The sequence below is a fragment of the Bacillus arachidis genome (genome assembly GCF_030285945.1).
GTDB lineage: Bacteria > Bacillota > Bacilli > Bacillales > Bacillaceae_G > Bacillus_A > Bacillus_A arachidis.
Genome location: NZ_CP127376.1, coordinates 2061687 through 2075934, shown reverse-complemented (window position 1 = coordinate 2075934; position 14248 = coordinate 2061687). Strand labels below are relative to the sequence as shown.

The 14248-nt window shown below is 36.3% G+C and carries 11 protein-coding genes and 2 other annotated features (1 of these 13 running past the window's edge); of the genes, 4 read left to right on the top strand and 7 right to left on the bottom strand.

Annotated elements, in window-relative coordinates:
- Positions 1-16: 16 nt before the first annotated feature.
- From QRY57_RS12105 to aspS, 4 genes are all read right to left on the bottom strand, one after another.
- Positions 17-382: an EsaB/YukD family protein gene (locus QRY57_RS12105; RefSeq protein WP_208019349.1), complete on the bottom strand. Its 366-nt coding sequence runs from the start codon at positions 380-382 to the stop codon at positions 17-19.
- Between the two features lie 26 nt (positions 383-408).
- The gene (locus QRY57_RS12100) at positions 409-1179 is read right to left on the bottom strand and encodes a protein phosphatase 2C domain-containing protein (RefSeq protein ID WP_286017547.1); all 771 of its coding nucleotides are present in this window, start codon (positions 1177-1179) and stop codon (positions 409-411) included.
- Positions 1180-1194: 15 nt separating this feature from the next.
- Entirely contained in the window at positions 1195-1959 is a 765-nt protein-coding gene (locus QRY57_RS12095; RefSeq protein ID WP_026593082.1) for a vWA domain-containing protein, read from the bottom strand.
- A 236-nt stretch (positions 1960-2195) separates the two neighbouring features.
- Positions 2196-3494: an aspartate--tRNA(Asn) ligase gene (gene aspS, locus QRY57_RS12090; RefSeq protein ID WP_286017546.1), complete on the bottom strand. Its 1299-nt coding sequence runs from the start codon at positions 3492-3494 to the stop codon at positions 2196-2198.
- Positions 3495-3599: 105 nt separating this feature from the next.
- Positions 3600-3811 (bottom strand) — a binding site (T-box leader).
- Positions 3812-4084: 273 nt separating this feature from the next.
- On the opposite strand from aspS, the gene QRY57_RS12085 reads away from it, so the two are divergent.
- Both QRY57_RS12085 and QRY57_RS12080 read left to right on the top strand, forming a co-directional pair.
- Positions 4085-4564, top strand: coding sequence for a YozF family protein (locus QRY57_RS12085; protein ID WP_286017545.1), 480 nt, complete (start codon positions 4085-4087; stop codon positions 4562-4564).
- 281 nt (positions 4565-4845) lie between these two features.
- Complete coding sequence (locus tag QRY57_RS12080) at positions 4846-6339, top strand: NAD(P)/FAD-dependent oxidoreductase (protein WP_286017544.1); 1494 nt, start codon at positions 4846-4848, stop codon at positions 6337-6339.
- A gap of 116 nt (positions 6340-6455) precedes the next feature.
- Here QRY57_RS12080 and QRY57_RS12075 read toward each other — a convergent pair whose 3' ends face one another.
- Complete coding sequence (locus QRY57_RS12075; RefSeq protein ID WP_286017543.1) at positions 6456-7964, bottom strand: M36 family metallopeptidase; 1509 nt, start codon at positions 7962-7964, stop codon at positions 6456-6458.
- Between the two features lie 322 nt (positions 7965-8286).
- Here QRY57_RS12075 and QRY57_RS12070 point away from each other — a divergent pair, with 322 nt between their 5' ends.
- The gene (locus tag QRY57_RS12070) at positions 8287-8883 is read left to right on the top strand and encodes a TetR/AcrR family transcriptional regulator (RefSeq protein WP_286017542.1); all 597 of its coding nucleotides are present in this window, start codon (positions 8287-8289) and stop codon (positions 8881-8883) included.
- Complete coding sequence (locus QRY57_RS12065; protein ID WP_286017541.1) at positions 8873-9958, top strand: DUF418 domain-containing protein; 1086 nt, start codon at positions 8873-8875, stop codon at positions 9956-9958. Before QRY57_RS12070 ends, QRY57_RS12065 begins: the two co-directional genes overlap by 11 nt.
- Before the next feature lie 52 nt (positions 9959-10010).
- On the opposite strand, the gene QRY57_RS12060 is transcribed toward QRY57_RS12065, so the two are convergent.
- The gene (locus tag QRY57_RS12060; protein ID WP_286017540.1) at positions 10011-10727 is read right to left on the bottom strand and encodes an AraC family transcriptional regulator; all 717 of its coding nucleotides are present in this window, start codon (positions 10725-10727) and stop codon (positions 10011-10013) included.
- A 312-nt stretch (positions 10728-11039) separates the two neighbouring features.
- The gene (gene ileS, locus QRY57_RS12055; RefSeq protein WP_286017539.1) at positions 11040-14141 is read right to left on the bottom strand and encodes an isoleucine--tRNA ligase; all 3102 of its coding nucleotides are present in this window, start codon (positions 14139-14141) and stop codon (positions 11040-11042) included.
- A 54-nt stretch (positions 14142-14195) separates the two neighbouring features.
- Positions 14196-14248: a binding site (T-box leader), on the bottom strand; it runs 186 nt beyond the window's last position.

Below are 14248 nucleotides of genomic sequence, written 5' to 3'. Positions count from 1 at the left end.
TCTTTCACAAAACATTCTATTCAATCATTTTCCATACATAACCTTCATCTTCATCAGAAGGCACATCAGGTATGACAGATTCGTTATGTTGCTCTTTTGCTGGTAACATCTCAAAAGAAGGAATGATTGCTCCTTTTTTATGCAACATAATATATTGACCATCCCAGACATCATTATCTCGCAAAGTCTCATCATTACGAATAGAATGCCACTCTTCTTTATCCTTTGCTGCTCGAATTTCATAGATTCCACTTAATGTTTCATCTATCTTTTCATGATGTAAAATCGCTTCAATAATTTGTTCCGCCTTTACATCATTGGGAATCGCAATATCTATTTCTTCATTTGACTGCTTTATGTACGTCACAATAATTTCTTCCAACTTTATTCACCTTTTTCCTCATGTTCTTACCAAGAAATATCAAGGAATGAAATATCATCACTTGTCGGAGAGCTCTGTGCCCGTTTGATTTCCTCTGTTACTTCTTCAAAATTATAATGAAGGAGTGGCATCAAACCATCTGAATGTATGACAAGCCGATTTGCTTCTTTTCTGGCTAAGGTTTTCGAAATAACTTTCAACTCTCCACCAAGTATTCCGCGATGAGTAGACCATCTATTTTCTGTATTTCTCTCATACTCTATCGAATCAAGACACTTCTTATCCTCTTGAAATAACTGCAAGAATGAATCCCCATGCGCAACTACCATGATATTCACTTCATTTCGATTTGGAATTACTTCAATTGTTCCACCAATAAACATGGATTCACTGCCGTGGTTTCGTTTTTCTTCCAATACATCCCGGAGTAACCAAGGGGTATCTTGTGGCAACTGAAACGCTTCCACTTTTTCTATCGCTTCTTTCTCCCACTCTTGTAAACTCTTGTCCAAAATAGTGGAAAAATCTTGTTTCTTATCCAAACAAGTTTCAAATAACTCTAATAATCTTGTCCCAAGAAATTCGGCTGCGATTTCTCCATGAAAAGACATTCCAACACCGTCACATAGTACAAATATAAAACGATTTCCACTTACTTGGAACGCTAAAAAATCCTGTCCGGTTTCATTTAATTCTTGTGTTTCCTTCGCTCTAAAATAGCTATAACAATATGTAAAATATTCCGTGCTCTGCTTCTGCAACAGCGTTTCTTTCACTTGCGGCAAAGTATGTATCACCTTCCCTTCCACCTCCTATCGAACTGGCGTAGCAGCGGACATTTGAAAGCCAAGTGATACTAAATCAGCATTCGTACCAGGTAGCATCATAAGTGCTCCATCCGCAATATGAAATCCATGTTCAATCATCATTTCACGATAACTTTCAGGAATAGGTGAGGAAAGACGCTGGAGCTTTGCACCATATTCGTCCGAAATGTTTGTATCTGGCATAATGCCTTTCCATTGTTTAATATTTGAAATCGGCTCTTGTATCATTTCATCTGAAATAAATATATTTTCAACGAGTACCTTCCCATCTGGTACTGACATATTCATAATACGTTGTACGATTGATTCTGGATCTTCACCTGTTGATGCTCCATCTGTCATATGACAAACAACAGGAGCTGGTCCTTCTTGCAAGTTTGGCAATTCATTTTGCAATAATTTTTCTACTACTGAAAAAGCTTTTGCTGTATCTGTTAAACGATGCGTTTGGATTTTTTCTAACGGACGTAATCTCGCGACTTCATCAATTGTTTTTACGCCTCCTAATAAATCAAAGACATGATCACTATACGCTAAAATAGATAGACGATATCTCGGTAACAAACGACTACCTTTCGTAGAACGAAACACCATTTGGCGAATTGCTAAAGAAAGAGCATCTGTCACAATATCAATACGTCGCTTCTCCTCTCCTCCTGCATCCATCATCTGATTCATTGATGCACTCACATCAAGTAGGTAAATAATATACGCTGGTGTTTGCTGTGTTGCTTGTGTTTGATATAACATTTTCCATACCCTTTCTCACAAAAATTATACAAGTATTCTCTATATTCATAGTTTATTATAACGTATGAATTTTCTATTTCTCAATGCATAATAGAATTTTTTTCCTATTATTTATCAATATAATAATTTATGATTAAAAGAATACATCTTCAATAGACAAATGTTATTTTTCATTCTCAACTTCTTTCTCAAATACAATAAAAACTCTCCATTATTATGAAGAGTTTTTATTATGGTTATGGCACAAGACGCGTACAATCTCTCGGGAATGCACTCGCTTCTCGCACATTCGATAATTCTAAAAATTTATATACAAGCCTTTCTAATCCAATTCCAAATCCACCATGCGGCGGACAGCCATACCGGAATGTATCGATATATGACTGGAATTTTTCATGATGTAATCCTTTTTCTTTAAATGAAGCAAGTAACATATCATACTCATGAATTCGCTGCGCACCTGATGTAATTTCTAATCCTTTATACAATAAGTCAAAGGAATCCGTAACAGCCTGATTTTCTTTATTCGGCATCGTGTACATCGGTCTCGCTTCTTTCGGATAATGTGTAATAAAGACAAAATCACTTCCGTACGTTTCTTTCACATATTTTCCAAGTAATTTTTCCCCTTCTGTATCTAAATCGCCTGCTGGTGAGTCTTTTCGATACTTTGTTTTTAACATACGCTGCGCTTCTGTTAGTGTAATCTTTGGAATCTCTGTAATGATTGGAACCGTAACTTGCACGCGCGCTAATTCCTTTTCACATTTCCGCCCTACTTGTTCAAACATATAACGTAAAACATCTGCCTCTAATGCCATTACCTCATGAAAATCATGAATAAACCCAAGTTCTACGTCTAAAGAAATATATTCATTCAAATGACGGGAAGAGTTGTGATGCTCCGCCCGATAAACAGGAGCGATTTCAAAAACACGTTCCAAACCACCTACTACCATCATTTGTTTATAAAACTGTGGAGATTGCGCTAAATACGCTTCTTTTTGAAAATAAGGGAGTTTAAAAACATTCGCTCCCCCTTCCGCTCCTTGTGAAACGATTTTCGGCGTAAATATACGTGTGAAATCGTTCTCTATTAAAAATTCACTAAATGCCTGTACGAGCGTAGATTGAATCGTAAAAATAGCCTGTATCCGTTCATGCCGAAGGGATATAACGCGCTCATTCAACATTTGATCTAAACCAACTTGCAGTTTTCTTTTATTCACTTCAAAAGGAAGTGGTTCAGAAGTATTTAACACCGTTACTTCTTCTACAAGCAATTCGACACCTAATTCTGTTTTTGTGGTTTCCACAAGTTCGCCAATAATTTGAACAACACTTTCTACATCTACTTTATATCCGGCCAAGTCTTTTTCTAATACACATTGAATAACACCTGTTCGATCACGTAACAATAAAAAACTGATATTCCCTAAATGACGAATTTTTTTCACCCAACCTTGTAGTAAAACTACCTTTTTACTACATGTTTTGCATTCACGAACGAGTGACCGCTTCATTGTTTGACCCATTACTTTCCCCTCCTATATTCTCATATTTATTTACATTATTGTTGTCATCGTCATCATCCACAGCCACTCACCTCCTTTCAAAAAATACAAAAATCCGCCCCTATAAATAGGGACGGATTTTTCCGCGGTACCACCCAAATTGTCATACTGACCATCTTAAACCTGATAACGGTAGGTACCGTTTGTTTTTACTAATCATCACGTTCAAAACAACGCTCACAGGTGTCTTTCCATCATGCGGTATCGCAATCTTCCCAGCAATCGATTGCTCTCTGGAGACCCTTGCATCATGTACTTTTCCTGTTCATCGCTTTTTATATTTACAGAGTATTCTATTCCTTTAGAAGAGAAAATGCAAGGTGTTTTTTCGTTATTTTCTGAATTTAATTCTAAATTCATTCCCCGTGATCCTTTTATTATATTCCCTTTTATGAAAAAACATCCGTATTTGATCTTTTGGATACATTCATTCAAATTCTTGTAATTTTTTTAGATCATGAATCCCATTCTTCTCAAAAAACTCTTATTTCATTACATAACAATTTGTTTTTCACACATATTATTAGTAAATTTCTCCTGGAGGTCTATACATGAAAAAAACAGTCAGCTCCTTACTCTTGCTATTATGCATGATTACTACAAATCAAGTGTACGCCTATTCCCCACAATCACTACCCAGCTCACAGAATTCAAAACAATGGAAAGTCAATATTGATGAAGTAAAGAACACCGACAAAGGCATGTTACAATCTAAAAAAGGTGTTTTTCACACCTATCACTTCTCCGTACAAAACATCGGAAAAACTGAAGTTTATAACGTTCGAGTAGAAGTATTTCGAAATGAACCAAAAACAGAGACAAAATATGAACTGTTTTCTTTAAAAGAAGCTCGATTAGCAAGTGGGAAAACAGGATTTGAACATGCGAATTTTCCTGTTTCCATAAAAGCAGATAAAGTAGATGTCATGATTACATGGCAAGAGCATCCTTTCCGTACAATGCGAAGTGGTCAGAAAGTGGAAGGGAGAAAGTTTAAAGAGCATTTTGTTTTTAAGGAATCTCAAAAATGAAATTCCTCTATAAGAATAGAAAAATTCTTTGTAATAATCTTTAAAATACATTGCGTTGTTCTTTCTAAACAATATTAGGAGCGAATAACGCTTTTTTTATTTCATTCTTTTTCCTTTCAAAAACTTTACCTATCTTTCAGCTACCATTCTAGCTTCTTCAACTGGCCTTAATACAGAATATTCAATTTAGCAAGCAGGACAAAACTCAGCCAATCTCTAATAACCAGTGTGGAATGAAAAATACTGATTAAAATTCACCTAATAAATGGAGGTTGAAAATTATGACTCATACCAACTATGCACTAACAACAGGCAAAACAGAACGAGCGATTATCATTGGGGGTGGTATTGGAGGGCTACTAACTGCAAGAGTACTTTCGACCTACTATAAAAAAGTGCTTATAGTCGATAAAGATACTTTTCCAGAAAGACCTGACAACCGTTCTGGTACTCCACAAGCCTTTCATCCACATCGTTTTACCCAGCGTGGTAAATTAATTACTGACCGACTCTTCCCAGGATATGAAAATGACTTAGCAGCACAAGGTGCACCCTCAGTACTAAACAAAACCATCCACAACATGAACCAATATGGCACGATAGAAATGCAATATCCACGAAATGATGTTAAATTCAGTAGGGCTTTGCTTGAATGGACGCTTCGTAAACAAGTACAAAAAATTTCTAATGTTAGTTTTCTCACAAATCATAACGTAATGGATTTATTAATGACAATTGATCGAACAGTTGTTACAGGAGTCAAAGTCTCAGAACGTGGAAAATCTGAACAAGAACGTTCACTGCATGCTGATTTGATAATTGACACGAGTGGTCGCTCCTCTAAACTCGTGAATTGGCTTCAAAATTACGGCTATGATGTACCGGAATCAGATCGTTTGAAAGTCTCTCTTGGATATAGTACCCGCCGCTATAAGGTTCCTTCCCATCTCCAACATCTCACAGAAAAATGGGACACAATTAACATTGCAGGGCAGCCCACTAAAGAAACTTTTACAGGTGTCTTTTCCTTTATTGAAAATAATATAGCCGAGGTGCTAATCTATCGTCCTGGTGGACATTATCCTCCTACAAATGCTGGAGAATTTGAACAGACTATTACCCAGCTCCCAAGTCCGATAATCGGCGAGATTTTGTACGAGTTTGAACCAATATGCTCCCCTCGGAGTTATCGTGTTCCAGAACTGTTTCGTCATCACTTTGAACAAATGGAGCGATGGCCCTCTGGATTGTTAGTCTTAGGTGACGCATTCTGTATTTACGATCCTATTTTTGGCCAAGGCATGACCGTTGCTGCAATTGAAGTAGAAGTGCTCGAGTCTTGCTTGCAAGAACAACAACATAACCCTACCCCTCATTTCGAACAAAGAGTTCTCAAAAAAATGCAAGATGTAATCGAACCAGCTTGGTGGCTCAATTGTGCTACTGATTTACAGTGGAAAGGTGTCGAATATGTGAGTTCACAGCAATTGAAAGGCATTTCTTTTGGCCAAAAATATATGGATTTATTTCTTAAATATGCAACAACGAAGCGTGATTTCAAACTATACGGAATGTATTGGGCAGTAAACTCATTAGCAGTCTCACCGTGTACTATATTTGATCCACAACTAGTTAAGACCATTCTCACTTCATCTAACGAAGGGAAACGCTTCCTTGATGAACTTTTACTCGCCTATGGTCAATCATTAGATAAAGTATTAAATCAGATTATACCTAATTTCTCTCAGACAGCCTTTGTATCAGTAAATCAATAAATCTGGAAAACTCCTAGATGAATAGATAGGTAATTTTTGATAGTAAATACAAGTAATAAAGAAACCCCGGCATAATCGGTGTTATGTCAGGGGTTCTTTATTATTCATTCATATTCTTAATTCGTACTAATTCCTCGCGCTGCCCAAATCCGATCAATTTCCGCTGCATGTTGTCCTCCGTAAAGTAGTGCATCTGCTTGCTTTATTGCTTTGGCACCATCACGGAATGTCGCATTTGGAGTAAGTGACCAATGGGACTGCAAAATGATTTTTGTTGTTACATCACGACCAAAAGCTTGCGCCATTTCATATTCACCTTGTGCCCAAATTTCTCCATCCGCATGTACTTCGTTCTCAATATCCCTTGGATACACTTTATTATTGTCTAACCGTCGTAAACATGTTGGATTAGAGCTGGAATAAGAAGTCCCATCCCATTCTCCTACACATGCTTTTCCATATCCTGTAGTTGATGTGGCATCCTCATAAGTTGCACCTAAGAAATCTCCAAATCCTTCTCCCATTGCCCCGCCTTCTGCAGAACTTCCGAATCCTGGAACTTGATTATCTTGAATCGAATGCCCATACTCATGTGCAATAATTCCTGCATCCTCTGCATCATCTACCCCACCAGTTCCGAATGTTAAAGCTTTTGTTGACGGAGAGTAGAAAGAATTATCATCTCTCGTTCCGTTCACATTTACTTTAATTGAACGATTATTAATATTATTAAAACCTATTTGTTGGATGTAACGTTGTAAAGTATCGATATGATAATACGCCATTACATCTTCAAAACTATCATTTGAACGTGTGTAATTAAATTGAAGGGTTGAAGATTTTGTTTTTGCCTTTGAAGAAATAGTGACGTAATCTCCAACTAAAAATCCCGTCCCATTTAAACCTTTTAAAGCAACTGTTTTTAATTGATTATTTAATGCTGTGGAATCTGCATCATTATTATCCTTTAATCCCGTTAAACTGCCACTTGATACGACGGGATTAGGCATAAACACTTTCCCTGTCCCTTCCGCTTTCCGGTTTATATCAACCTTTTTAATTAACTTTCCACTCTCAGCATCAATGAGTGTTTCCCACGCACCAAATGGTTGATTGGAGTGGACTACAACTCGGTATACCGGAATAGCAACACCTTCTTCAATGACATAGCCAAATTCATTCATTGTTGGCGCCCACAAATTTTGTTCACTTTCTCCCCCAACATATGCCTTTGATTTTTGCTCCGCATCTTTTTGACTGATTTTTTGCTTAATTTCTTTCACACTCTGAACAGGCTGATAATCGGAAACTGCAAGTAATCCTTGACCTTTTCCATTAAGAGTCACCGTTATTTGTCTTGAAAATACAGGTGCACCATTTACTACTTGTTGAAATCTAACATACGAAGCTACCTGTGTATCCGTTGTTGAAATATACTGTAAGTCTGATAAATCTGACTTTAATGCATATTGCGAAGCATTCGCTTTTAAATATTCGGCTGCTTTTTCCTGAGGAGAATATCTGTCTATCTTTACTTGTTTCTCTTCTACCGCTGAAGCAGTAGATACTGTACCTAGTACTAACGGTATTGCTGTAGCAATTGCCACTACTCTTTTTTTGAACATTAGAACCACTCTCCACTCTCTTCATAAATTTTGAATGTACGAGTAATTCTATAAAAACAATTATATTACCTTTCTCTTTTTCTCATTAAATATAAAGTAATATTTTCTCAATATTTGTGTATCAAAGTAATAAATACTTTCGAAAGATATAATTCACTAGGATTATTAAGTAGGGATTTATGATAGTTAGTTATTGACCATAACCAATCGTAATACATAAGGTGAAATAAAAAATAGGTTGTTTTTTACCTAACGATAGGTTGAAAAGAAATTCTAATCAATGCTATTCTAACTATAATCTTACATGTTAGGAGGCTCAAAGATGAGTAAAAGTGAGGAGACTCTTGCTGCAATAATCGAGGCAAGTTATCGTTTATTCGCAGAGTACGGGATCAATAAGACATCATATACAATGATTGCCGAGGAAGTCGGGATCGCAAAACCCTCTATTTATTATTACTTCAAATCTAAAGATGCCTTAATTGAAGGTTTATTTAATGAGCTATGTCAAGCAATTCAATTTTCAACCTTTTTTAAGACGGATGAATTTACAAAGAATAATTTCATTGAAAAATGTATTGAAATTGGAGTAAATATAATCGATGAACAAGATAAGGACCCTTATTTTAACCGTGTTCTACAAGAATACATGTTACTAGCATCTAGAAATAACACTTACAACGAACGACTACTCTCCATACAAAGAGAATATTTAAAGGGATTTGAAGTACTTCTTGCTAAAGCTAGCTCATTAGAACTTATTGAAGATGATAACTTGACAGCCAAAGCTCATATGCTTGCATTGGTACTTGATAATATAGGGAATTTCATGATGTTTGATACAAATATGGACTATAAGCAAATATGGGTCGAAGCTGTGCATAGCATATTTAAAGGACGTGTTCCCCATGGAAATTAAAAGAAGAATTATTGGATTAGATTTTGCCAGAGCATGGGCTATGTTTGGAATGCTCATTGTTAATTTTATGGTGATAACAAGGGCTGAAGGTAACGGTCCCCCGTGGTTAATCACTTTTATGTCCCTCTTTGAAGGCCGCGCTTCTGCTTTATTTGTCATCCTTGCAGGTATCGGTATTTCCCTTATGGCACAATCCTCTGTTACTAGTGGTAATCAAATCAAGATTATGGCCAGTCGAACAATGATATGGAAGCGATCTTTGTTCTTATTCGTATTAGGCTTATTGTTATACACAATCGACTGGACAGGTGATATATTACACTACTACGGCGTGTATCTCTTTATTGCAGCCTTCTTCATTACAATAAATAAAAAAATATTACTTTGGTTATCAATACTCATTTTACTCGTTGCACAATCCCTTCAATTAACCTTTAATGCCTTTGAAGGCTGGGCAGGCCCTATTCCTTTTATAAACTATATAGATTTTTGGTCAGTAACAGGTTTCCTCCGTAATTTATTCTTTAATGGCTACCATCCTATCTTTCCATGGTTCTCGTTCTTCTTAATTGGTATGTTGATTGGACGAATGGATCTTCTTAATAATAAAATTAGAAAAAAACTATTCATAATTAGCCTAATCATTACAACAGTTGCTGAACTGTCATCAGAAGCATTAACTCATTTTTTTATCCCCTATATCGGAGAAGAATCTTCTACTTTTTTATTTAATACAGGACCTATATTACCCAACGTTTTATACATCGTATCAGCCACAGGATCTGCTTTAATAATCTTAATTCTTTGCTTATATATTACTGAAAGGTATGAAAAAAATTGGTTTATTGGAATCATCGTTAACACCGGACAATTAACTTTAACTCATTATGTAGGTCACGTCATTTTAGGAATTGGAACATTGATTCTTTTAAACAGACTTGAACATCAATCTTTATCTTTTGTGTTAATATTCGCTATTTGCTTCTTCATTTTTAGTATAGTATTTAGTGTTTTATGGAGAAATAAATTTCCTAAAGGACCTATAGAGTGGATTATGAGAAAGATTACTGGGTGAGTTATTAATTTATCAATCTATTTTTTGTTTAAAAAAACCATAGCTAACGACACTAGGATTTAGCTATGGTTTCAATAATTTTGAAATATTGCACATCCCCTAAACCATACTCAGGAAACAACTGAAATAAATCTTTCAGTAATTCATCCTGGGGTTTATCTAGATGTTTTTTAATATAAGCTGTGATTTCATTATCTTTCTTTAAGCATTCCAAGTATAGTCTGATTCCCTGAGACATGACTGACATTAACTGCACCTTAGGAAGACGCTGCCGGATTAGTACTTGTTGATAAATTTCTTTATAACCTTTTAGAGATATCTTAATTTCTTCCACCTCGTAAGTCATTTCATTCACCATATGGAGGAATACTACCCCTTTATATCCCACTTGCTCTAAATATGCCAGCACCGTCAGCAAGTTCATCTGACAGAACATGTCATCACCAAACCATAAAACAATGCATCTGTATCGTTTTTCAAACATTGGTTTCAAAGGAGAAATGGTAATACTCTCATATTCTTGCAAAGATACCTGATGTCCTAAAGCTCTTAGTTTTTTAAATTCATCACTAAATATTGTCTCACTTGTCTCATGTGAACACATAGCTTCATTAAAAGGAACATAATCACTTTTCCCCATTAATTGATGTGTTTGAAATTGCTCATACATTACCTGTCCATTTAAAATATTCAATATATCTCGATCAAACTGATCATAAATTTTGTTCTGTAAAGTTTCAATCTTTAATTTTTGTGAAATATCTATCATAATTATCTCTCCTGCATGTATGCTAAACAAAAAGAATACTGATGTTTTGATATAAAGTGAAACTTTAATCAGCCCTCACCAATCGAACTTTTACGGGCAGGTGATCCCCCCCACCTCCCTTTCTTGTTTCTCTCTGAATCTTGAGGTGGGGGTCTTACTGCCCGTTAATGCGAGATAAATTATGTTTCTCTAGCATTTCCAACTACAAACAGGTAATAATCCCTGTCTGTTTCGCAGAATAAAAACAAAATCCTGCATGATTCATACAGGATTTTGTAACTGTGCCTTCAATTACATACTACTTTTTGTGATTTAGCTAGCTGGACTCAACTTGATTCGAACCGTTTTCTCACCTAAAGAAATTTCATCTTCCTCTTGTGTTAACGTTTGGAATGTAAATTGCTTTACTAGCAAGTTTTCTTCTAATAAACCTTGATGTTTCATTAATGTTCTCTGTAATTCATCTTCTGTATCAAGGATTACATCTACTCGCAAGTTAACGGGTAAATTTAACTGTTTTCGATACTCTTGAACAGCGCGAATAAATTCACGTGCCACTCCTTCTTGTAACAATTCCTCTGTAACATTTGTATCTAACATTACCGTATATTGTCCGTTTGTCGTATTAGAAAATCCTGCTTTTGGCACTTGTTCTACCAATACATCTTCAACTGATACTGTAATTTCTTCTCCTGAGATAAGCTTAAACATTGCCTTTTCCTCTACAACAAATTTTTGTACTTCTTCTTGCGGTAATTGTTTTAACCATTGATTTACAACATTGACGTTCTTCCCGAATTTCGGTCCTGCCGTCTTAAAATTCAGCTTTAATTGATACGATGTATACTTTGTTTCATCTAATTCTACATGAAATGCTTTTACGTTCAATTCCTCCATAACAATATCACGGTAGGATTTCCAGTCTACTTTCTGCTCATGATGCTCTAGTAATACAAGCTCTGCTAATGGCTGTTTCACTTTTAATGCATATTGATTTCGATTGCTACGTCCGAGTTCTACAACTTGTAAAACAGCATCCATTTCTTGTTCTAGCTTTGATTGAATAAGTGTTTCATCTGCTACTGGATAATCCGTCAAATGAACACTTCTTCCTTCCAAGTTAAGATGAATATCTTCTGCTACAAAAGGAGTAAATGGAGCAAGTAACTTGCTAAGTGTAACAAGTACCTCATGAAGTGTTTCATACGCCGCGGTCTTTTCAGGATTCATGCCAGACTCCCAAAAACGACTGCGTGAACGTCTTACATACCAGTTACTTACCTCATCTACAAGAGTCGCAATTTCACGAGCTACATTTGTAAATTGATACTCATCTAATGCACTTCTTACTTTTTTCGTTGTACTATGAAGACGTGATAATACCCACTCATCTAATTTCGTTCGCTTTACCTCATACTTCTCTTTTGGATCATATTCATCTAAGTTTGCATATAAAACATAAAAACTATATACATTTACAAGTGTATCTACAAGTTTCGACTTCGCCTCTTGGACAGTTCTTTCAGAAAATCGTTTTGCATTCCAAGGTGCACTATCAACAAGAAGAGCCCATCTTAATGCGTCTGCACCAAATTTTTCAATTAAGTCTACTGGATCTAATGCATTTCCTTTACTTTTAGACATTTTCTGTCCTTGTTCATCTAGCACATGCCCAAGAGATAATACACGTTTGTATGGTACTTTTCCAGTGTATAAAGCCGCTACTGCTAATAAACTATAAAACCAACCGCGCGTTTGATCGACACCTTCAGCGATTACATCCGCTGGGAATTGTTCCTCAAAAAGCTCTTTATTTTCAAATGGATAATGATACTGTGCAAATGGCATCGAACCACTATCAAACCAAACATCAATTACTTCTGGCGTACGAGTCATTAAGCCACCGCATTTTTCACAGCATACCTTCACTTCATCTACATACGGTTTATGCAGTTCTAAATTTTCTTCTACCTGCCCTCTGCTATGCTTTCTTAATCCCTCGATGCTCTTCGGCGCAAATTGATGATCACAGTTTTCACATTCCCATACATTTAACGGTGTTCCCCAGTAGCGTTTCCGGCTAATATTCCAGTCCACCATATTCTCTAAAAACTTTCCAAATCGCCCATGCTTCATATGGTCTGGATACCATGTAACTGCATCATTATTCTGTAAGAACGTCTCTTTAATTTCAGTTGTCCGAATAAACCAGCTCTCTCCAGCATAATAGAGAAGTGGTGAATCACAGCGCCAGCAATGCGGATAACTATGTTCATATTTCTCTTTATGATAGAGCAATCCTTCCCCAGCTAAATAACGAACAATATCCACATCACACTCTTTCACAAACTTCCCTTTTAAAAACGGAACAACTTCTGTATATTTACCTTGCTCATCCACAACATGAAGGAACGATAATCCTTCATGTTGCACCACTTTATAATCATCTTCTCCATAAGCTGGTGCGATATGAACAAGTCCCGTCCCGCTATCTCCCGTAACAAAGTCTGCTGAAATAACACGGTATCCATTCGTAACTTCGTCCATAGGAAATGGCGCTGTATATGAAATACCTACTAATTCTGCTCCTTTATGAGTAGATAATACTTGATAGCCTTCTTTTAACACATCATTTGCACGCTCTTTTGCAACAATATAAACGGTTCCATCTTTCTCTGCTTTCACATATTCCATATCCAGATGTACAGCAAGAGCTACATTGGCAGGCAATGTCCACGGGGTTGTTGTCCACCCAAGAAAATATTCATTTTCACTATTCAATACTTTAAATTTCACAGTCGCACTTAAATCTTTTACTGTTTTATAACCTTGCGCTACTTCATGCGAACTAAGTGATATTTGACAACTTGGACAGTACGGTGAAACTCGATGCCCTTTATATAGCAGCCCTTTTTCATGAATTGTTCCAAGAATATGCCATACACTCTCAATATAAGGGTTCTGCAAAGTTACGTACGGATCATCCATATCAACCCAATATCCAATGCTCTCAGTAAATTCACGCCACTGCTTTTCATACGTAAATACACTTTCTTTACACTTTTGGATAAATGGTTCAATTCCGTATTCTTCAATTTCATGTTTACCAGAAATACCAAGCTGCTTTTCCACTCCTAGTTCTACCGGTAATCCATGTGTATCCCAGCCAGCTTTTCGCAGTACTTTGTATCCAGTCATTGTTTTATATCTTGCTACTACATCTTTAATCGTCCGCCCAAGCGCATGCCCAACGTGCGGTAATCCATTTGCAGTTGGTGGTCCTTCATAAAAAACGAAAGATTGTGCGCCTTCACGATTCCGAATGGATTGCTCAAAGATATTCTGCTTGTTCCACTGCTTACGAATTCGTGTTTCTCTTCCTACAGCTAATTCTTTTACATCTACCTTCTCCATTTACAATCACTCCTTTGAAATTTTGTAAAAGCACACAAAAAAACCGTCCCTATAAGTAGGGACGGGTTTACCCGCGTTACCACCCTAATTCTATTAGTATTTAACCA